The organism is Streptomyces sp. NBC_00237, assembly GCF_026342435.1.
Taxonomy (GTDB): Bacteria; Actinomycetota; Actinomycetes; order Streptomycetales; family Streptomycetaceae; genus Streptomyces.
In genome coordinates, this window is sequence record NZ_JAPEMT010000003.1 from 228,892 (window position 1) to 248,165 (window position 19,274).

The window sequence follows — 19,274 nt, forward strand, 5'->3', positions numbered from 1 at the left end:
CCCTCCGGGCCGTCCTCGTCAGCGGCGGCTGAGCAGCGGGCTGCGCCCCTCGCCCCTCAGACCGACCGGCCACGCCGCCCGCAGACGTGCGCGCAGCACCGGGCGGCGCCCCGGCGGGCCGTCCTGATCCGGTGCACCGTGGCGTGACGGCGGCGTCTCCACTCCGAGCGGGGGAGCCCGGCGCGCTGGCCGCCGCCGGTGATCAGGGCGTTGACCGAGGAGTGCGGGTCGGCGGCCATCCCCTTGGCCACCAGGACCCCGACCACCAACGGGACCAACGCCACCGCGAGCGCGGAACCGGCGACGGTCACGTGGCGCAGGTGCGGGCGGTGCGCGGCGGGGGCGTCGGCGGCCGGTGCGGTTGTTGAGGTCATGACCGTATTCCACCGGCAGCGGCCCGGCGCGGGATCGGTGCGGATACTCAGACGCACGGTGCCGGGTACTCAGATGCGGGTGGTCCGGGCGTGCGGAAGGGCCGCCGAGTCCGGGCGTGCGGCGCGCAGGCGGGTGGTGGCGTGCCACAGGCAGTACACGGCCGCGGTGCCGAGGACACCGCGGACGATGTTCCACAGCACCCAGGGGTCCTCGAAGCGTTCGCGCACGGCCCCCGGATCGGCGATCCCGGCCGGGGCCCCGGCGGCGGCGAGCTCGTTGTTGAGGGGCACGTTCGCCCCGGAGGTCACACCGACCACCAGCACGTACAGCACGAGGGCGGCGAGCACCCACCGCCCGGCGGGCTTCCCGCGCTGCTGCCAGGCGCACACCGCGATCAGGATCAGCGCCCCGAAGAACCCCGCGAAGAACACCGGGTTCTCGATCACGACGTTGATCTGCTGCATGACCTCCACGTAGACACGGTCCTCGGTACGCGCCAGAGCGGGCATCACTCCACAGGCGAACGCGTACCAGACGCCCGCCACCAGGCCGGACGCCACGGTCGCCGCCCCGAGAGCCGTTCCTTGTGCTGTGTGTGCCGTGCGCTTCTTCGTCATGCCGGTCAGTCAACAGGGCGGCGGGGGCGGAGAACATGCGTGAGCGTCGCCTTCGCATGTCCCTGAGTCCACGGCCTGGTCGCCCGGTGGAAGGACTCGTTCAGGAGGCCGGTTCCGACAGCGGCCCCGCCAGGTCGTCGAGGATGTCCGGGGTGTGGTTGCTGACCAGACGACCGCTCCACCGGTCGACCAGCGCGGGCGCGGTCGGCGGGCCCGCGAAGGGGTGCACCGTGGCCTCGTACGCGCTGAGCAGTGCGGCGTACGCTTCGGGAGCCTCGGCGGGGGAAGCGGACAGTGTGGTGACGTGCACGGAGCGCTCCAGGCCGAGCAGGGCGACGGTGACCGACAGCTGCTGCGAGTCCGGGCACCCCTCGTTCAGGAACAGCTCGTAGCGGTGCGGTGCGGGGTAGAAGCCGCCCGCGCGGTCGACGCCGATCCGACCGCGTACGAGTGGGGCGGGCGCGGGCGGAGGAGTGGTGACCGTCGCACGGGAGGGCGTACAGGCAGTCGTACAGGAACGGGAACTGCGGGAAACGGTCTCGGGCATGGCTCTCCCTGGGGACGAACGTGTCCCCGTGTGTCGTCGCGTATCGGACATGTGAACTCTCGGACCCGCCCGAGAGCACTAATACGCGCTGGAGACACGCAGCAGGTCGATGTGCAGCCGCCTCGTCAATCCGTTCCTGGGCATGTTCACCCGTCCACATCCGGGCCCGCGCTACGCGGAACCACGCTTGCCACGCCGCGATTCCGCCCGGGAGGCGCTGACAATCGTGACCGTCCGGCCGCCAGTGTCAGTGGGTCCCCCGGAGCCCGTCAAGGAGGCCGTTCTGGCCATCTCACCTGCTGGGCGCCGCCGTTGACTTTCGTTTCCGGCCGTGGCTAAGTTGCGGCGCATCGACGGAAGCGAAGCCCCTCGGGGGCGGAATGGTGACGGTGGGCGAGATGGACGCAGCTGAGGGGTTGGCCGTATGGCGCTCCCACGGCCGCGTCCCGCTGTGCGCGGACCGCTCCGTCGATCTCCTGCGCGTCAACAGCGCACTGTGTACGGCCACGTGTCGCGCCTTGGGCGACTGCTGACGAATCGTCATGTACGACTGCATTGCGCGGTCGGCATTCTGACTGATCGTCAGTGGAGCAGCCGGGGCTGACCGTCCTCCCGCAGGACGGTTCGGACCCGAGCGTGGACGTCGGGAGCTGGACTCCGGGCTCCGGGCTTCACGGTTCTCCCTCCCTCCCTCCCTCTCCTCTCTCTCCCGGCCCCCGCCTCCGTACGCACCCGTACGCCGTGCCCCGTCGAGCCGTGCCCCGGTCCGGCGGCCGCCCGTCGTGCGGCCGTGCGGTCCGGCACCCTGGGTCCGAATCCGCTGGAGCCCTCCATGAGTGACTCTCCCGGTGTCGCTGTGTCCTCCGGCACGGCAGCGTCCGCCGAGACGATCCCCCGTCCCGACTCGCCCGCCCCGGGCCCGACAGCCCCCTCTCAGCCCCCCGAGCCCCCGAAACCGTCGCGGGCCTCGGCCGCGACGACGCCCCCGAAGGCACAGCGCGTGCTGCCGCTGCGGCGGCCGGGACGCTGGATCGCCACGGCGATCGTCCTGGTCCTCGCCGCACAGTTCGTGCACGGCCTGATCACCAATCCCTTCTACCAGTGGGACCGCTTCCAGTACTGGTTCCTGCGCCCCACCATCCTCGACGGGCTGCTCATCACCCTCGAAGTCACCGCCTACAGCGCGGTGTTGGGGCTCATCGGGGGTGTGGTGCTGGCCGTCGCCAGGCTTTCGCAGAGCCCCGTGCTGCGCACGGTCAGCTGGGTGTACACCTGGCTCTTCCGGTCGGTGCCGCTGATCGTCGTCCTACTGTTCCTCTACAACTTCAGCGCGCTCTACCAGACGCTCAGCGTGGGCGTGCCGTTCGGCCCCGCCTTCTTCACCTTCGACGAGTCCCGTCTCGCCACCGACATGGTCGTCGCCGTGGTCGGGCTCAGCCTCAACGAGGCCGCGTACGCCGCCGAAGTCGTCCGCGGCGGGCTGCTCTCGGTCGACCAGGGCCAGCAGGAGGCGGCGTCCGCTCTGGGTCTGCCCAAGCGCTACCAGTTCGCCCGCATCGTCTTCCCGCAGGCCCTGCGCTCCATCGTTCCGAACTACGTCAACCAGCTGATCGGCCTGGTCAAAGCCACCTCGCTGGTCTTCTACGTCTCGCTGCTCGACCTGTTCGGCTCGGTGCAGAGCATGGGTAGCACCAACCCCGGCGACATCGTTCCGCTGCTCCTGGTCGCCACCGTCTGGTACCTGATCCTGACGAGCGTCGTCTCCGTCATCCAGTTCTACGTCGAACGCCACTACTCGCGCGGCGCACTGCGCACGCTGCCGCCGACCCCGCTCCAGAAGGTGCGGACCGGCCTGACCGAACTGCGGGCGCGTGCCCGGAGGGAGACCGCGAAATGAGCACCACGGATACGGCGAACGCCTCGGATGCGGCGAACGCCTCGGATGCGGCTGAGGCGCGTGCCGTCGCCGTCGCCGTCGAAGTGCACGGGGTTCACAAGTGGTTCGGAGCCCAACACGTGCTGGACGGAGTCGAGTTGACCGTACGTCCCGGAGAGGTCACGGTCGTCCTCGGGCCCTCCGGGTCGGGGAAGTCCACCCTGCTGAGAGTGATCAACCACCTGGAGAAGCCCGAGGCAGGGCACGTCAGCCTGAACGGTGAACCCATCGGGGTGCGGCGGCACGGCGAACGGCTCAAGGAGCTGAGCGAGCGGGTCATCCTGGCCCAGCGCAGCCGCATCGGCTTCGTCTTCCAGAACTTCAACCTCTTCCCCCACCTGACCGTCCTCGACAACGTGGCCGCGGCCCCGGTGGCGACCGGCAAGCTCAGCAAACCCGAGGCCCAGGCGCTCGCCCGCGACCTGCTCACCCGGGTGGGGCTCGCCGACAAGGCGGCGGCGTACCCCCGGCAACTGTCCGGCGGCCAGCAGCAGCGGGTAGCCATCGCCCGCGCCCTCGCCCTGCGGCCCGGAGTCATCCTCTTCGACGAGCCGACCTCGGCGCTCGACCCGGAGCTGGTCGGCGAGGTGCTGGAGGTCATCAAGGACCTCGCCCGCAGCGGCGTCACCCTCGTCATCGTCACCCACGAGATCGGCTTCGCCCGGGAGATCGCCGACCGGGTGGTCTTCATGGACGCCGGGCGCATCGTCGAACAGGGGCCGCCCGCGCAGGTGTTGGACCACCCGGAGCACGACAGGACCAGGGACTTCCTGAGCAAGGTGCTCTGACGTGCCGGCCCGTTCCTCTCCTTCTCCTCCCCGCCCTCTCCCTTTCGCGCAACGTCACGCAACGTCACGCAACTCGATCCCGACAAGGACAGCCATGCGCACCCCCAGCCTCCGCAGCACGTTCCTCCGAGGTGCCACCGCCACCGCGGCCGTCGCCGCCCTGGCGGTCTCCCTCGCCGCCTGCGGCGGCGACAGCGGCGCCGCGACCAAGACCGACAACGCCGAGGCCGGAACCCTCACCGTCGGCCGCCTCTCCAACGGTGCCGCCAAGGAGACCGAGATCAAGGTGGACGAGGTGAAGTCGATCAGTGCCAAGCTGCCCAAGAAGATCGCGGACAGCGGCAAGCTGGCGGTGGGGGTGGGCGCTCTGCCCGCCGGGTTCCCGCCGCTGTCCTTCGTCGGCGAGGACCAGAAGACCCTCACGGGAGTCGAACCGGACCTCTCCCGGCTGATCGGCGCGGTCCTCGGCGTCGAGGTCGAGATCAAGAACTCGACCTGGGAGAACATGTTCGTCGGCGTCGACAGCGGCAAGGTCGACGTGGCCGTCTCCAACATCACCGTCACGGAGGAGCGCAAGAAGAAGTACGAGTTCGCCTCGTACCGCAAGGACAACCTCAGCTTCGAGGTCCAGAAGAGCAGCACCTGGAACTTCAACGACGACTACCGCAACCTCGCGGGCCGCACCGTCGCCGTCAGCAACGGCACCAACCAGGAGAAGATCATCCTGGAGTGGAAGGCGAAGCTGGCCAAGGAGGGCAAGCAGCTCAACGTCAAGTACTTCCAGGACCTCAACGCCACGTTCCTGGCGCTGTCCAGCGGGAAGATCGACGCCTACTTCGGGCCGAACCCGGCCGTTTCGTACCACGTCGCGTCGACGGCGAAGTCCCCGAAGCCGACGCGCAGCGCGGGCTCCTTCTCGGGGGCAGGGGGGACCCTCCAGGGGCTCATCGCGGCCACCGCGAAGAAGGGGAGCGGGCTGGCCGGGCCGCTCGCCGAGGCGATCAACCACCTGATCAAGAACGGCCAGTACCCCAAGACGCTCGCCGCCTGGAACCTCTCCAACGAGGCGCTCACCACGTCGCGGATCGACCCGCCCGGTCTGCCGCTCGACAACTCCTGACGCGGCCGCGTGCTCGTTCGTGCTCGTTCGTGATTGTTCGTCATCGTTTACGGAGATCGGATAGCGCCATGTCGACCACCACTGTCACCTCCTCCCACGTACTGGACAACGCCGCGTGGGCCGCGTTGACCGGGCCGCACGCTCACTTCGCCGAGCGGTTCGGGCGGGCGGCCCGCTACCCGTCGGGCGTCTCGCCGTTCACGGCCCTGGAGGACCCCGCCGATCCGCGTGCCTGGGAGGACCTGGCCCGGCTCGTCGGGACCCCCGACACCGTCACCCCCGTGAGCGGGGTGCTGGAGGTGCCCGACGGGTGGGGGATCGAGCAGAGCATCGAGGGGGTGCAGCTGGTCGACACCGCGCTGCGCGCCGAACACGCGCCGGAAGCGGTACGGATCGGGGCCGCCGACGTCCCCGAGGTGCTCGAACTCGTCGCCCTCACCCAGCCCGGGCCCTTCCTTCCCCGAACGGTCGAGCTGGGGGCCTACCTCGGCCTCCGCGACGAGAACGGGCGGCTGATCGCCCTGGCGGGCGAGCGGCTCCGGCTGCCGGGCTGGACGGAGATCAGTGCGGTCTGCACGCATCCGGATTACCGGGGGAGAGGGGTGGCGACCCGGTTGGTTCGGGCGGTGGCGGCGGGCATCAGGGAGCGGGGGGACACTCCCTTTCTCCACACGGGGGCGCACAACACCCAGGCGATCCGACTCTACGAATCCCTCGGCTTCACCCTTCGCAGACACGTCCGCTTCCTCCTCGTCCGCACCCCGTCCACCTAGCCCCCGTGGACGGCTTCCCCCACCCCCTTGGCCTCCGCTTCCCTGGACCCCTTGGGCTCCGCCCCCGCCCAGCCCCCTTGGGCTCCGCCTCCCTCAACCCCTTGGGCTCCGCCTCGCCCCCTTTGGCTCCGCCCTGCCTCGCCCCCTTTGGGCTCCGCCCTCCGCTTCCGCCTCGCCCCCTTGGGCGGCGGGGCCGCCCCCCGGGGGCGGAACGGGCGGGCAAGGGGGCGGCCCCCTCGCTCCGGGCCCGCCCCGGTGCCGCCTGCTGTTACCTCCGCCATCAGGTGCGCCGCACCCCGGTGCGCCTGCGGCGGGCCTCCCCAGACCCGCCCCTTCACCTAAAGCGCTCGCCGCGCGGCTGTCCCGTACACGTGCGGGTGCGTCGTTGGCTGGTCGCGCAGTTCCCCGCGCCCCTCAGGGCATGCTCCGCAGCCCCCCTGAGGGCATGCTCCGCAGCCCCAGCGAGCAGGGAGTGCCCGCGTCCCTGAAGGAGCCGCGCAGTGACACAGCTCCGCGCCCCTGACGGGAGAGCCGCCCCGTCCCACCTCCGACACCGCCCGCCCCTCGAAGAGAGGCCCACCATGACCACCCCGGCCCCCCTCCACCTCGCCGTCGCCCTCGACGGCACCGGCTGGCACCCCGCCTCCTGGCGCACCGAGAACGCCCGCCCCCACGCCCTCCTCACCGCCCCCTACTGGCAAGACCTGATCACCGAAGCCGAGCACGGCCTCCTCGACTTCGTCACCATCGAGGACGGCCTCGGCCTCCAGTCCTCCCACCTCACCGATCCCGACGACCGCACCGACCAGGTCCGCGGCCGCCTCGACGCCGTCCTCGTCGCCGCCCGCATCGCCCCCCGCACCCGCCACATCGGCATCGTTCCGACCGCGATCACCACCCACACCGAGCCCTTCCACCTCTCCAAGGCCCTCGCCACCCTCGACTACGTGAGCACCGGCCGTGCGGGCGTCCGTGTGCAGATCAGCGCCAAGCCCCACGAGGCCGCCCACTTCGGCCGCCGTAAGATCGATCCCCTCCCGGACGGCGACTACAACAGCCCCGCAGGTCAGGAGGCCGTACGCGGCCTCTTCGACGAAGCCGCCGACTACGTCGAGGCCGTGCGTCGTCTCTGGGACAGCTGGGAGGACGACGCCGAGATCCGGGACGTCGCCACCGGCCGTTTCGTCGACCGCGACAAGCTCCACTACGTCGACTTCGAGGGCGAGCACTTCAGCGTCAAGGGACCCTCCATCACGCCCCGGCCGCCCCAGGGGCAGCCGATCGTCACCGCGCTGGGCCACGCGAGCATCCCGTACCGGCTCATCGCGCGTTCCGCCGACGTCGGTTACGTCACCCCGCACGACGCCGACCAGGCCCGAGCCGTCCTCGCGGAGATCCGTGCCGAGCAGGCCGCCGCCGGGCGCGCCGACGACACCCTGCACGTGTTCGGGGACCTGGTGGTGTTCCTGGACGACGAGCCGGGCGCCGCCCGGGCCCGGCGGGAGCGGCTGGACGCGCTCGCCGGTGAGCCGTACACCAGCGATGCCCGGATCTTCGCCGGTACGCCCGCCGAACTCGCCGACCTGCTCCAGGAGTTGCAGGCGCCAGGGCTGACGGGGTTCCGGCTGCGGCCCGCCGTCGTGGCCGACGACCTCCCCGCCATCACCCGGAGCCTGGTGCCCGAGCTCCAGCGCCGTGCGGCCTTCCGGACCTCGTACGAAGCGGACACCCTGCGCGGGCTTCTCGGGCTGCCCCGCCCCGCCAGCCGCTACGCCACCGCGAGCGCCTGAGCGCGGCGCCACCCTCCTCTTCGCCACTCTCCTCGTACAAGACTCTCCTCGTACACGAAGGACCCGATCATGAGCAAACCGCTCAAGCAGATCCACCTCGCGGCCCACTTCCCCGGTGTCAACAACACCACCGTGTGGAGCGACCCCTCGGCCGGAAGCCACATCGAGTTCAGCTCCTTCGTGGAGTTCGCGCAGATCGCCGAGCGTGCGAAGTTCGACTTCCTCTTCCTCGCGGAAGGGCTGCGGCTGCGTGAACAGGGCGGGAAGATATACGACTTGGACGTAGTCGGGCGTCCCGACACCTTCACCGTCCTCGCCGCGCTCGCCGCCGTCACCGACCGCCTCGGTCTGACCGGCACCATCAACTCCACCTTCAACGAGCCCTACGAGGTGGCCCGCCAGTTCGCCTCCCTCGACCACCTCTCCGCCGGACGCGCCGCCTGGAACGTGGTCACCTCCTGGGACGCCTTCACCGGCGAGAACTTCCGGCGGGGAGGCTTCCTGCCGCAGGAGGAGCGGTACTCGCGGGCGAAGGAGTTCCTCGCCACCGCTCACGAGCTGTTCGACTCGTGGCACGGGGACGAGATCCTCGCCGACCAGGAGACGGGGCACTTCCTGCGCGAAGCCAAGGCCGGGGCCTTCGAGCACCGGGGGCAACACTTCGACATCCAGGGGCAGTTCAACGTCCCGCGCAGTCCGCAGGGACGGCCGGTGATCTTCCAGGCGGGGGACTCGGAGGAGGGGCGCGAGTTCGCCGCGTCGAGCGCCGACGCCATCTTCAGCCGCCATGCCACGCTCAAGGAGGGGCAGGCGTTCTACCGGGACGTCAAGGACCGTCTCGTACGGTACGGCCGGGACCGCGACCAGCTCCTCATCCTGCCCGCCGCCACCTTCGTGCTCGGCGACACCGAGGCCGAGGCGCAGGAGACCGCCCGCGAGGTCCGTCGCCTCCAGGTCAGCGGAGCCACCGCCCTCAAGCACCTCGAATTCGTCTGGAACCGGGACCTGTCCTCGTACGATCCGGACGGTCCGCTGCCGGACGTCGAGCCGGATCTCGGGGAACACACCGTCGCCCGGGGGCGCGCCCAGGTCCGCATGTACCGCGACCCGCTCGCGATCGTCCGCGAGTGGCGTGAGAAGGCCGAGGCCAACAACTGGTCCATCCGTGACCTCGTCATCGAGACCGGCAACCGACAGTCCTTCGTCGGCACGCCCGAAACCGTCGCCGCCGAGATCGACGAACTCGTCCAGGCCGACGCCTCCGACGGCTTCATCCTCGTCCCGCACATCACTCCCGGGGGGCTGGCTCCCTTCGCGGACAAGGTGGTTCCGCTGCTCCAGGAGCGCGGCGTCTTCCGTACGGAGTACGCGGGGACGACCCTGCGCGACCACCTGGGGATCCACCACCCCGACGCGGAGAGCCGCAACGAGCGGGTGGCGTCGTGAAGTTCCTCGCGATTACGTTGATCGTGCATGCCCCGAACCCGGTGACGGGGGTGCGGAAGTCCACGCACGAGCGCTTCCGCGAGGTGCTCGACAACGCGCTGCTCGCCGAGGAGTTGGGGTTCGACGGGTTCGGGGTGGGGGAGCGGCACGAGCGGCCCTTCATCTCCTCCTCGCCGACCGTCGTCCTCAGCCACATCGCCGCCCTCACCTCCCGCATCCGGCTGTTCACCGCCGTCACCACGCTCAGCCTCCTGGACCCCGTGCGCGCGTACGAGGACTACGCCACCCTCGACCATCTCTCGGGCGGGCGGCTTGAGTTGATCGTGGGGAAGGGCAACGGCACCGCGCAGCGCGACCTCTTCCAGGTCACCACAGAGGACCAGTGGGAGCGCAACGCCGAGAGCTACGAGGTGTTCCGGAGAATCTGGAGGGAGGACAAGGTCACCGCCGACACCCGGTTCCGGCCGCCGCTGAAGGAGGCGGAGGTGTGGCCGAGGCCGTACCAGCAGCCGGTACGGGTCTGGCACGGCAGCGCGACCAGCAAGGAGTCCGTCGACCTCGCCGCCCGGTACGGCGACCCGCTCTTCTCCGCCAACGTCACCAACCCCATAGAGCCGTATGCCGAGTTGATCCGGTACTACCGCGAGCGCTGGGAGCACTACGGGCACGACCCGGCCCGGATCGCGGTCGGCGCGGGCAGCGCGGGCTTCCACGCCGCCCGCACCTCGCAGGAGGCTCTGGCCGCGTACCGGCCGGTCTTCGAGGGGAACCTGGCCGTGCAGCGGCGGCAGGGCCTGAACCCGGTGTTCACGACCCTGGAGGACTTCGTCGAGCGCAGTTCGGCGCTCGTCGGCAGCCCGCAGCAGATCATCGAGAAGGTGCACCGCTACCACGAGCAGTTCGGGCACACGGTGCTCCATCTGCACGCCGATGCGGCGGGATTGACGGACCGTCAGCACAAGGACTCGCTGGCCCTCTTCCAGTCGGACGTCGCGCCGGTGCTGCGGCGGGAGATCCCGGATCCGCCGTTCGCGTGGGGGCCGGTGCTGGGGGAGCCGGTTGGCGGGGCGGACCTCACGCCCGTGTCCAAGCCCGCTCCCGGGTCCGTCCCCGTGCCCGATTCCGTGCCCGCCCACCCCTGAGGAGTACGACCCATGCCCGCCACCCCGCTCGGAGTCCTCGACCTGGTGCCGATCGTGTCCGGTTCCACCGCCGCCGAGGCCCTGCACCGCTCCATCGACCTGGCCCGGCAGACCGAGCGCTTCGGTTACGCCCGCTACTGGTTCGCCGAACACCACCTCAACCCGGGCGTCGCCGGAACCTCTCCCGCCGTCGTCCTCGCCCTGACCGCCGCCGCGACCTCCACCATCCGCCTCGGCTCCGGCGCGGTCCAGCTCGGCCACCGCACCGCCCTGTCCACGGTCGAAGAGTTCGGCCTGATCGACGCGCTGCATCCCGGCCGGCTCGACCTGGGGCTCGGGCGCTCCGGCGGCCGCCCGCCCGCCTCCACCTCCCCGGCGCCCACCACGACCCCCGTCGTCGACGGCCGCACCCCGAACGGGCTGCGCATCCCGCCCCGCTTCTCCTTCGAGCACCTCATCGGCTCGCCCAGGGTCGCCCTCCAGCGTGCCCTGCTCCAGCAGCCGCACGCCGAGTCGCAGGACTACGGCGAGCAGGTCGACGACATCCTCGCGCTGCTGGCCGGTACCTACCGCTCCGCCGACGGCGTCGAGGCGCGTGCCGTGCCGGGCGAAGGCGCCGACCTCCAGCTCTGGATACTCGGCAGCAGCGGCGGCCAGAGCGCCGAGGTCGCCGGGCGCAACGGGCTGCGCTTCGCCGCGAACTACCACGTCAGCCCGGGTACGGTGCTGGAGGCCGCGGAGGGGTACCGGGCCGCGTTCCAGCCGTCCGAGGCCCTCCACAAGCCGTACGTCACCGTGTCGGCGGACGTGGTGGTCGCCGAGGACGAGGGCACGGCGCGCGAGCTGGCCACGGGGTACGACCTCTGGGTCCGCAGCATTCGTACGGCCGAGGGGGCGATCGCGTATCCGACGCCGGACGAGGCCCGTGCCCATGTCTGGGTGGAGGGGGACCGGGGGCTGGTCCGGGACCGGGTGGAGACGCGCTTCGTCGGCACTCCGGGTGGGGTCGCGGACGACTTGGCCCGCCTTCAGGAGGCGACGGGGGCGGACGAGCTCCTCATCACGACCATCACCCACGACCATGCGGCCCGCGTCCGCTCCTACGAACTCCTCGCGGCGGAGTGGCGTACGCGCTGAACCCCGGCCTCGCCAGGCCCCTTGGGCGGCGGTCCCGCCCCCCCTGTTCCCCTCAGCGGAGCTCCAGCCAGGCGCCCTCCCACCGCTCCCGCACCTTCCGGTCGTGGCTGACGATCACCAGCGCCCCGTCGTACGCCGCGAGTGCCGTCTCCAGCTCCTCCACCAGCGCGGGGGAGAGGTGATTCGTCGGTTCGTCCAGCAGGAGGACGTCCAGCGGTGCGGTGACCAGACGGGCCAGCGCCAGCCTCTGCCGCTGGCCCGTCGACAGCTTTCTCACCGGCACGCCGAACAGCTCCTCGCCGAACAGCCCCAGCGCCATCAGCCGCTCCGCGTGTTCGTCCGGCATGCCGGGCCGACCGTGGGCGAAGGCGGCGAGCAGCGTCAGTTCCGGCCGGTTGAAGCGCGGCTCCTGCGGGAGGTACCCGATCCGGCCACGGCGCGACAACGCCCCTGAGGTCAGAGGCTGTTCACCCGCCAGGACCCTCAACAGCGTCGTCTTGCCCGCCCCGTTGGGACCGGTCACCAGCAGCCGTTCCCCCACGGCGAGCTTGAGGTCCGTGGGGGCGAGGCGGCCCGAGACGCCGACCCCCTCGGCCTCCACGACGACCCCCTCCACACCGTCCGACCGCAGCACGGGCGCGAAACGCAGCGGTTCCGGCGGCCTCGGCACCGGGTCCGCGAGCAGCCGCCGCAAGCGCTCCTCCGCCTGCCGCACCCTGCTGGCCTCCGACTGCTGCACCCGGTTGCCCGCCATGCCGTACGCCATCTTGTTGCGGTCCTTCATGGCGCGGCCCGGCACCACCTGGTGCGCGGTGGTCGCCAGGGAGACGCGCGCGTCGTCGACGTCGGCCTGCCACCGTGCGTGCGCCCGCACCCACCGGACCCGGGCCGCCGCCTTCTCCGCCAGATAGCCGGAGTAGCCGTTGCCGTAACGGACCACACTGCGGTGGTCCGCGTCGACCTCCAGCAGCGTCGTGGAGACGCGCTCCAGGAAGACCCGGTCGTGCGAGACCGCGACCGTCGTGCCGCGCCGGGCGCGCAGATGCTCCTCCAGCCAGTGCAGGGCGTCCGCGTCGAGGTGGTTCGTGGGCTCGTCGAGGAGGAGGACCTCGGGGTCGGCGGCCAGGAGCGAGGCCAGGCGGAGGCGGACCTGTTCGCCGCCGGACAGGGTGCCCGCCGTACGGTCTCGGGCGAGCAGGCCCAGGCCGAGACCGTGCAGGGCGCGTTCGACGCGGGCGTCGGCGTCGTAGCCGCCGCGCAGTTCGAAGGCGGTCAGCGCCGCTCCGTAGGCGGCCATTGCGGTCTCGTCACCGTCGGCCATCGCGGCTTCCAGCCGGCGCAACCGGGCCTCCAGGGAACGGAGTTCCTCCAGCGTGCGGTCGATGACGTCCTGGACCGTGGCCAGCGGCGGAAGCTGCTCGTCCTGGGAGAGGTAGCCGATGCCGCCCTCCGCCCGGACGACGACCTCGCCCTCGTCGGGCTGCTCGACGCCCGCGAACAGGCGGAGCAGGGTGGTCTTGCCGGAGCCGTTCTCGCCGATGATCCCGGTGCGTTCGCCGGGTGCGAGCGAGCACGTCACCGCGTCAAGGACGGTACGGCCGTTGAAGGACTTAGTGACGGAGAGAGCGGTGATCTGCGTAGGCATGGAGGGACTCCGAAGCATGCGGTGACGGAGCGGCCGGTACGGGACGACGTACGGACCGCGGGGTCTGGGGAACGCTTCGGATGAGCATCGACGACTCCATTAGTGCGACAACAGTTGCGTTAAGATGATGACATGGAGCCTCCCCGTCGCGCAACAGACATCGCAGCAGACCGCGCAACAGACATCGCATCCGTCTCGTCCGCACCGGAGCACAGCACTCCGGCGGAGCCCGCCCGCCGCCCCGGCGGCCGTACCGCCCGCACCCGTGCGCTCGTCCTCGACGCGGTCCGCGCCCAGTTGGTCGAGCACGGCTACGACGGGTTCACGGTGGACGCGGTCGCCGACCGCGCGGGTGTGCACCGCACCACGGTCTACCGTCGCTGGCAGGACGTCGGCGGACTGCTCGCCGATGTCCTGAGCCTCGGCGCGGAGGACGACTGGCGGCCCGCCGACACCGGCACCCTCCTCGGCGACCTGGCCGCGCTGAACCACGAGGTGCAGACCTCCCTCACCGAGCAGCCGTCCATCGCCGCAGCCCTGATCGCCGTCTCCTTCCGCTCCGCCCAGGCGGCGGACGCTCTGCGCGACTTCTGGGAGGAGCGGTACGTGCAGTGCGAGGCGGTCGTCGAGCGGGCGGTCGTACGGGGCGAACTCCCGCCGGCCACCGACGCCCGCGCCCTCCTCGTCGCCGCCACCGCCCCGCTCTACCACCACCTGGTCCTGCTGCGCTCCGCCCCGGACCCCCACCTCCCGGACCGGGCCGCCAGAACCGCCGTACTCGCGGCCTCGGCGGGCGCCTTCACCCACTGACCCGTTGGAAGGGCGTCTCGCCCGAACCCGGTCCCGAGGCGTTCGTGGACGGGTCCGGGCCCCGGTCCCCGGGCCCGTCAGGTCCGGTGTTCCATCCGTTCCACCACGCTTCCGTCCAGCTCGGCGAGCAGTTCCGCCGGTCCCCCGTAGACTTCGGCCGCTCCCGCCTCCACCAGGTCCGCGCGCGGGATTCCGCCCGAGAGCAGGGCCACCGTGTGCACCCCCGCCCTCGTGCCCGCCCGCATGTCCCACACCGTGTCGCCGACGAACACCGCGTCCCCGGCCTCGCATCCGGCGATCTCCAGGGCGCGGTGCACCGGGTCGGGGGCGGGCTTGCCCTGCTCCACGTCGTCCGCGCTCGCGATGCCCGCGATCACGTCGTCCGCGTCGATCGCGCGGCGGAGCGCCTTCAGCTCGGGCCCGCCGGCCGAGGTCGCCAGGACGATGCGCCAGCCCCGCGAGTGCAGGGTGTGCAGGAGTTCGCGCGCCCCGGACAGCGCGAGGAGGCGGTCGAAGTACGTCCCGTACAGGGTGGAGTGCGCGTCACTCAGCGACTCGACCTCGTCCGGGTCGTGGTCGTCGCCCAGCAGATGCGCGATCAGGTCCGCCGAACCGAGGCCGATCGCGTGGTGGATGTCGTGCGTCGGAACCTCGTGCCCGGCCTGGCGGAAAGCCTCCCACCAGGTGACCACATGGAGGTGATTGGTGTCGGCGAGGGTGCCGTCGACGTCGAAGAGCGCCGCGCGGGTCATGTGTTCTTCCCTTCGGGGGCAGGGCTGCGGCGGGAGGTCAGTGGCCCAGGGCCTTGGACAGCTGGGCCTTCGTCATCTTCGAACGGCCCTTGATGTTGCGGGACTTGGCCTCCTCGTAGAGCTGATCGCGGGTCGGGCCCTGGGAGCCCTTGTGGGAGTTCAGGCCGCCCCGCCGGGACGACGAGATGTCCTGGGTCGAGGTCTTGCTCGCAGTCTTGGACTCGCCGCTCCTGGCCCGCTCCTTGTTCACGGTGCGGGCCGCGATCTCCTCGGCGCGCTTCTCGCTCTCGCCGCGCTTCTCGGCGCTCTCCTTGATGTGCTCGTACTGCCTCTCGCGCTTGGCGTTCGATCCTCGGGGCATGGCTCGATCCTCTTTCCGTGTGGGTGAGTCGTGGGAGGGGCGAGGTCGCGTCCGTACGTGCGTCACGCGGCCCGTGTCGTCAGGCGGAGCTGGAGGTCCACCTCCTGGTCGCCCGAGGCCGAACCCCGCTCCTCGACCGCGAAGGCGGAAGCGAGGGCCTCGCGGACCCGGCCGACGGCCACCGGGGCGCCCTGGAGCTCGGCGGTGACGCCCCCCTTCAGTTCCGTACCGGACAGCGAAGCCGGGGGCTCGGCGGCAGCGAAGGACTCCGTCCAGGTGTCGGAGCCGGTGTCCGGACTCCGCCCGGGGCTGTCCGAGGGGCGGCCGGGGGCGAACCCGGAGCCCAGCGCGCCCAGGACGGCGGTCGCGTCGTCGGCCGCGCAGTCGCTCAGGACCACTTGCACCAGGTCGGGGGAGGAGGGGGCGGGGGAGGGTGTGGAGGCGTTCATGAGGGTCCTTCGCTCCTTGGCGTCGGCGGCAGTTCTTCGGGCGGGTCACGTACGTCAGCAGCGGAATCCGCTTGCGCCATTGAGTGCGTGTAGCCGGTCTCGTCCCCCACCAAACCTGGCCCTGCGTCCCGGAGCGCGCCCCCGGTTCGGCTCCGGCGCGACCGGATCACCCGGACGGCGGCGGGCGAAGGCGAGGAAGTGGCGGGTCGCCGGGGTACGGGACCCAGTAGGGGTTCGGTACGGGACCCGGTACCGGGTTCGCCCCCGGGTACGGGACCCGGTACCGGCCCCGCCGCGACACCCCGCGACACAGCACCCCACGGAAGTGAGACCCGATGTCCCTCGACCACGCCGAAGCCCCCGTACTCGAAGCCCTCGCCGCCTACCACGACCGCGACGAGCTGGCCTTCACTCCGCCGGGCCACAAACAGGCACGCGGCGCCGACCCGGAAGTGCGCAAGGTCCTGGGCGACGCGGTCTTCCTCGGCGACGTCCTGGCCAGCGGCGGCCTCGACGAGCGGCGCACCCGGGGCCGGGTGCTGGAGCGCGCCGAGGAGCTGATGGCCGACGCCGTCCACGCCGACCACACCTTCTTCTCCACCTGCGGCAGCTCCCTCTCCGTCAAGGCGGCCATGCTGACCGTCGCCGCGCCGCACGAAAAGCTGCTGGTCAGCCGGGACGCCCACAAGTCCGTCGTCGCGGGCCTGATCCTCTGCGGCATCGAGCCGGTCTGGATCGACCCACAGTGGGACCGCACCCGCCACCTCGCCCACCCGCCGTCCCCCGAGGCGTACGAGAAGGCGTTCGCCGCGCACCCCGACGCCAAGGGCGCCCTCGTCACCAGCCCCACCCCGTACGGGGCCGCAGCCGACCTGCGGGCGCTCGCCGAGGTGTGCCACCGCCGCTCCCGCCCGCTGATCGTCGACGAGGCGTGGGGCGCCCACCTGCCCTTCCACCCCGACCTGCCGTCCTGGGCGATGGACGCCGGGGCCGACATCTGCGTCACCAGCATCCACAAGATGGGCAGCGGCCTCGAACAGGGCTCGGTCTTCCACCTCCAGGGCGACCTCGTCGACCCCGCCGCGCTCGCCCTGCGCGCCGACCTCCTCGGCACCACCAGCCCCTCCGTCCTCCTGTACGCGGGCATCGACGGCTGGCGGCGTCAGATGGTCCTGCACGGGGAACGCCTCATGACGCACGCCCTCGAAGTCGCCGCCACCGCACGGGAGTCCGTCGAGGCCATCGACGGCATGCACGTCAACGACGCCGCCGACTTCTGCGGCCAGGACGCCGCCGCCGACCTCGACCCGCTGCCCATGGTCATCGACCTCAGCGAACTCGGAGTCTCGGGCTACCGCGCCGCCGACTGGCTGCGCGAACACCACCACATCGACCTGCACCTCTTCGACCACCGCCGGATCAGCGCCCAGATCACGCACGCCGACGACGCCACCACCGTCGCCCGCCTCCTCGACGCGCTCCGCTCCCTCGCCGACCACCGCGACGAACTGACCGGGGGCGTACGGGTCGAGGTGCCCGCACCGGAAGACCTGCGGATGGGACAGGCGGTACTGCCCCGGGACGCCTTCTTCGCCCGCACCGAGGACGTCCCGCTCGCCGGAGCGGTGGGCCGCGTCGCTGCCGAGATGATGACGCCGTACCCGCCCGGGATCCCCGTCGTCCTCCCCGGCGAACGCCTCACCGAGCCCGTCCTCGCCTACCTCCGTACCGGTGTCGACGCGGGCATGAACGTCCCCGACGCGACGGACCCGGGCCTCGGCACCGTCCGGGTGGTCCGCGGCGAGGGGTGAGGAGAGGGCGAGGGATGAGGAGAAAGCGAGGGATGAGGAGAGGGCGAGGGATGCGGTGAAGCAGTACGGCCCGGGCCCGCCGGAGGTGCGCCGGAGGGCTCGGGCCGTACGGTATCGGTGCTCGGCCGGTCAGCACTGCATGGCCCACCTGTGTGAGTCCCCTCGGTCGTTGGCGTTCGCGTTGTGCGCGACCTCCTGCCCGGGGGCCAGGCAGATGGTGCGGTCGCCGCCGGTGGACGGCCACTGGATGGCGTCCTCGTAGACGACGACGTGGTCCTTGACGCCGGGGCCCGAGATCCCGTGGTTGGCCCATGAGGAGTCGTTGTCCGCGATCCACGCCTCCCACCACTCGTCGTCGCCGGAGGAGGAGAAGACCGTGCCGCGGAAGTCCGCGTCCGGCCAGACGCAGAAGGAGCCGCTGGCGCAGGGGGCGGCGGAGGCCGGGGCGGCGAGGACGCCGCCCGCGGCGAACAGGGCGGCGGTGAGGACGGTGACCAGACGTTTGGTGTGCTGCATGGACGTGCCTTTCTGGAGGTGGTGGGGGCTCAGGTACGGTTCCGAGCCGCCTCGGTGAGCAGGGTCCGGGCGCGGGCGAAGGCGTCCTCGCGGAGCCTCCGGTGGTCCTCGCGGAGCTTCCCGTCGGAGGTGCGGTCCGTGGTGGGCGGCGCGGGGCGCAGGTTGTTGACACGGGTCGAGACCAGGAACCAGCGCCGCTGATCGCCGTACAACCGGCGTTGGGCGGCGGCCAGACAGCCGTCGGAGTGCTGGCTGATCACCTGGCCGCTGGGCAGGGTGAGGGAGAGTTCGGCCCGGCCGGTCCCGAAGAGCGCGTCGGAGATCCGGCGGGCCCGGTCGGGCGGCGGAGGCGCGGTGCCGGGCCGGGGCGGGGTGAGGCCCTGGTCGGTGAGGCAACGGTCGGTGAGCAACTGCTGGGCGGCCTTCACGGTGTCGTCGGGACTCAGTCCCACCCGCTGGGCCGGTGTGCCGCAGCCGGTGACCAGTACGGTCAACAGGCATGCGGTGAAGGTCAGTCGGACCCGTCGTGACCTGGGCACGGCGGGCGGCTCAGCCTGCCTGGCAGGGGGAGTGGCCGGTGGGCTGCGCGGTCGCGGAGGGTACGGCGGCGACCAGGGCGGCGGACAAACGCATGTGGGCGGGCCCCCGAAATGTCGTGTGCGGTGAACGAAGCTGCGGTCGCAGGCTTCCACACGACGATCCCGGATACGCGGAAGATCACCCGTGACGGTGAGTAGTCGTATCGCAGGGGTCGCACACGTCACTTCTGCGGCGTCGGTGCTCCTGTCGGTGCCTTCGGGGGCCACGCGGTCGCCGCCACCGGCCAGATCAGGCTGTACACGAGCACCTTGCCCAGCGGGTTGAGCCAGATCAGCAGGGGCGCGCCCCGGTCGAGCCCGCCCACCGACAGCACCAGACCGGCGCTGATCGCGTACGCCAGCAAGAAGGTGAGCCAGGACGTCCAGGCGTCGACGACCGCCGCCCGCCCGTACGGCCGGGGCCGCTCCGGCAGGGCCGCCCTCCGGTACCGGTGCGCGAACGCGGTGCTGCTGCTGTGCGTACCGCTGATCGACGTCGTGCTGCTCGTGACGGATGGACTCGTGACGGATGGACGTGACCGGGACGCGTCATCCTTTCGGTGTACCGCTCGGCGGCGTGCCCCGTCCCGCGTCACCGCTCTCGCACGTCACCCCTAGGTCGCGTATCGGGTCGTGATCAATCTGTGGGATGTGCCTTCGTGGCACGGCTCGGTCCGATAG

Annotated in this window: 22 protein-coding genes; 11 read left to right on the forward strand and 11 right to left on the reverse strand. The window is 71.5% G+C overall.

Going from position 1 to position 19,274, the window contains the following annotated elements:
• Positions 1 to 56 precede the first annotated feature (56 nt).
• The 4 genes from OG897_RS27930 to OG897_RS41060 form a co-directional block, all read right to left on the reverse strand.
• Entirely contained in the window at positions 57 to 374 is a 318-nt protein-coding gene (locus tag OG897_RS27930) for a hypothetical protein (protein ID WP_266660910.1), read from the reverse strand.
• 69 nt (positions 375 to 443) lie between these two features.
• Positions 444 to 992, reverse strand: coding sequence for a DUF1772 domain-containing protein (locus tag OG897_RS27935; RefSeq protein WP_266660912.1), 549 nt, complete (start codon positions 990 to 992; stop codon positions 444 to 446).
• Between the two features lie 100 nt (positions 993 to 1,092).
• Positions 1,093 to 1,539, reverse strand: coding sequence for a hypothetical protein (locus OG897_RS27940; protein ID WP_266660914.1), 447 nt, complete (start codon positions 1,537 to 1,539; stop codon positions 1,093 to 1,095).
• Between the two features lie 78 nt (positions 1,540 to 1,617).
• Positions 1,618 to 1,683 (reverse strand): putative leader peptide, encoded by a 66-nt coding sequence (locus tag OG897_RS41060; RefSeq protein ID WP_351121255.1) that lies wholly within the window; start codon positions 1,681 to 1,683, stop codon positions 1,618 to 1,620.
• Positions 1,684 to 2,371: 688 nt separating this feature from the next.
• Between OG897_RS41060 and OG897_RS27945 the strand changes: the two genes are divergently transcribed.
• The 8 genes from OG897_RS27945 to OG897_RS27980 all read left to right on the forward strand — a co-directional run bounded on the left by OG897_RS27945 (position 2,372) and on the right by OG897_RS27980 (position 11,671).
• Entirely contained in the window at positions 2,372 to 3,436 is a 1,065-nt protein-coding gene (locus tag OG897_RS27945) for an amino acid ABC transporter permease (protein ID WP_266660916.1), read from the forward strand.
• A complete protein-coding gene (locus OG897_RS27950) occupies positions 3,433 to 4,263 on the forward strand; it encodes an amino acid ABC transporter ATP-binding protein (protein ID WP_266660918.1) in 831 nt (276 codons plus the stop codon). The genes OG897_RS27945 and OG897_RS27950 overlap by 4 nt, the downstream gene beginning before the upstream one ends.
• 94 nt (positions 4,264 to 4,357) lie before the next feature.
• Entirely contained in the window at positions 4,358 to 5,383 is a 1,026-nt protein-coding gene (locus tag OG897_RS27955) for an ABC transporter substrate-binding protein (RefSeq protein ID WP_266660920.1), read from the forward strand.
• Between the two features lie 68 nt (positions 5,384 to 5,451).
• On the forward strand, positions 5,452 to 6,156 hold the full coding sequence (locus OG897_RS27960) for a GNAT family N-acetyltransferase (protein WP_266660922.1): 705 nt from the start codon (positions 5,452 to 5,454) through the stop codon (positions 6,154 to 6,156).
• A 581-nt stretch (positions 6,157 to 6,737) separates the two neighbouring features.
• A complete protein-coding gene (locus tag OG897_RS27965) occupies positions 6,738 to 7,946 on the forward strand; it encodes an LLM class flavin-dependent oxidoreductase (protein WP_266660924.1) in 1,209 nt (402 codons plus the stop codon).
• A gap of 69 nt (positions 7,947 to 8,015) precedes the next feature.
• On the forward strand, positions 8,016 to 9,392 hold the full coding sequence (locus OG897_RS27970) for an NtaA/DmoA family FMN-dependent monooxygenase (protein ID WP_266660926.1): 1,377 nt from the start codon (positions 8,016 to 8,018) through the stop codon (positions 9,390 to 9,392).
• Positions 9,389 to 10,534: an LLM class flavin-dependent oxidoreductase gene (locus OG897_RS27975; RefSeq protein ID WP_266660928.1), complete on the forward strand. Its 1,146-nt coding sequence runs from the start codon at positions 9,389 to 9,391 to the stop codon at positions 10,532 to 10,534. The genes OG897_RS27970 and OG897_RS27975 overlap by 4 nt, the downstream gene beginning before the upstream one ends.
• 12 nt (positions 10,535 to 10,546) lie before the next feature.
• Positions 10,547 to 11,671 (forward strand): LLM class flavin-dependent oxidoreductase, encoded by a 1,125-nt coding sequence (locus OG897_RS27980; RefSeq protein WP_266660930.1) that lies wholly within the window; start codon positions 10,547 to 10,549, stop codon positions 11,669 to 11,671.
• Between the two features lie 52 nt (positions 11,672 to 11,723).
• Here OG897_RS27980 and abc-f read toward each other — a convergent pair whose 3' ends face one another.
• Positions 11,724 to 13,316, reverse strand: coding sequence for a ribosomal protection-like ABC-F family protein (gene abc-f, locus OG897_RS27985; RefSeq protein WP_266660932.1), 1,593 nt, complete (start codon positions 13,314 to 13,316; stop codon positions 11,724 to 11,726).
• A gap of 183 nt (positions 13,317 to 13,499) precedes the next feature.
• On the opposite strand from abc-f, the gene OG897_RS27990 reads away from it, so the two are divergent.
• Positions 13,500 to 14,126 carry a TetR/AcrR family transcriptional regulator gene (locus OG897_RS27990; protein ID WP_266662465.1) on the forward strand — a complete coding sequence of 209 codons (627 nt, stop codon included), beginning with the start codon at positions 13,500 to 13,502 and terminating at the stop codon, positions 14,124 to 14,126.
• Between the two features lie 77 nt (positions 14,127 to 14,203).
• Here the strand turns inward: OG897_RS27990 and OG897_RS27995 are convergent, their stop codons facing one another.
• The 3 genes from OG897_RS27995 to OG897_RS28005 form a co-directional block, all read right to left on the reverse strand.
• Complete coding sequence (locus OG897_RS27995) at positions 14,204 to 14,878, reverse strand: HAD family hydrolase (protein WP_266660934.1); 675 nt, start codon at positions 14,876 to 14,878, stop codon at positions 14,204 to 14,206.
• 37 nt (positions 14,879 to 14,915) lie between these two features.
• A complete protein-coding gene (locus OG897_RS28000; protein WP_266660936.1) occupies positions 14,916 to 15,239 on the reverse strand; it encodes a plasmid stabilization protein in 324 nt (107 codons plus the stop codon).
• Between the two features lie 62 nt (positions 15,240 to 15,301).
• Complete coding sequence (locus OG897_RS28005; RefSeq protein WP_266660937.1) at positions 15,302 to 15,688, reverse strand: hypothetical protein; 387 nt, start codon at positions 15,686 to 15,688, stop codon at positions 15,302 to 15,304.
• A gap of 335 nt (positions 15,689 to 16,023) precedes the next feature.
• Here OG897_RS28005 and OG897_RS28010 point away from each other — a divergent pair, with 335 nt between their 5' ends.
• The gene (locus OG897_RS28010) at positions 16,024 to 17,499 is read left to right on the forward strand and encodes an aminotransferase class I/II-fold pyridoxal phosphate-dependent enzyme (RefSeq protein ID WP_266660939.1); all 1,476 of its coding nucleotides are present in this window, start codon (positions 16,024 to 16,026) and stop codon (positions 17,497 to 17,499) included.
• Positions 17,500 to 17,628: 129 nt separating this feature from the next.
• Here OG897_RS28010 and OG897_RS28015 read toward each other — a convergent pair whose 3' ends face one another.
• The 3 genes from OG897_RS28015 to OG897_RS28025 form a co-directional block, all read right to left on the reverse strand.
• Positions 17,629 to 18,015 carry a peptidase inhibitor family I36 protein gene (locus OG897_RS28015; protein ID WP_266660941.1) on the reverse strand — a complete coding sequence of 129 codons (387 nt, stop codon included), beginning with the start codon at positions 18,013 to 18,015 and terminating at the stop codon, positions 17,629 to 17,631.
• A 29-nt stretch (positions 18,016 to 18,044) separates the two neighbouring features.
• Positions 18,045 to 18,554: a hypothetical protein gene (locus tag OG897_RS28020; RefSeq protein WP_323188112.1), complete on the reverse strand. Its 510-nt coding sequence runs from the start codon at positions 18,552 to 18,554 to the stop codon at positions 18,045 to 18,047.
• Between the two features lie 221 nt (positions 18,555 to 18,775).
• Entirely contained in the window at positions 18,776 to 18,958 is a 183-nt protein-coding gene (locus tag OG897_RS28025) for a hypothetical protein (RefSeq protein WP_266660943.1), read from the reverse strand.
• A gap of 4 nt (positions 18,959 to 18,962) precedes the next feature.
• Between OG897_RS28025 and OG897_RS28030 the strand changes: the two genes are divergently transcribed.
• Positions 18,963 to 19,211, forward strand: a complete 249-nt coding sequence (locus OG897_RS28030; protein ID WP_266660945.1) for a hypothetical protein — start codon at positions 18,963 to 18,965, stop codon at positions 19,209 to 19,211.
• The last annotated feature ends 63 nt before the right edge of the window (positions 19,212 to 19,274 follow it).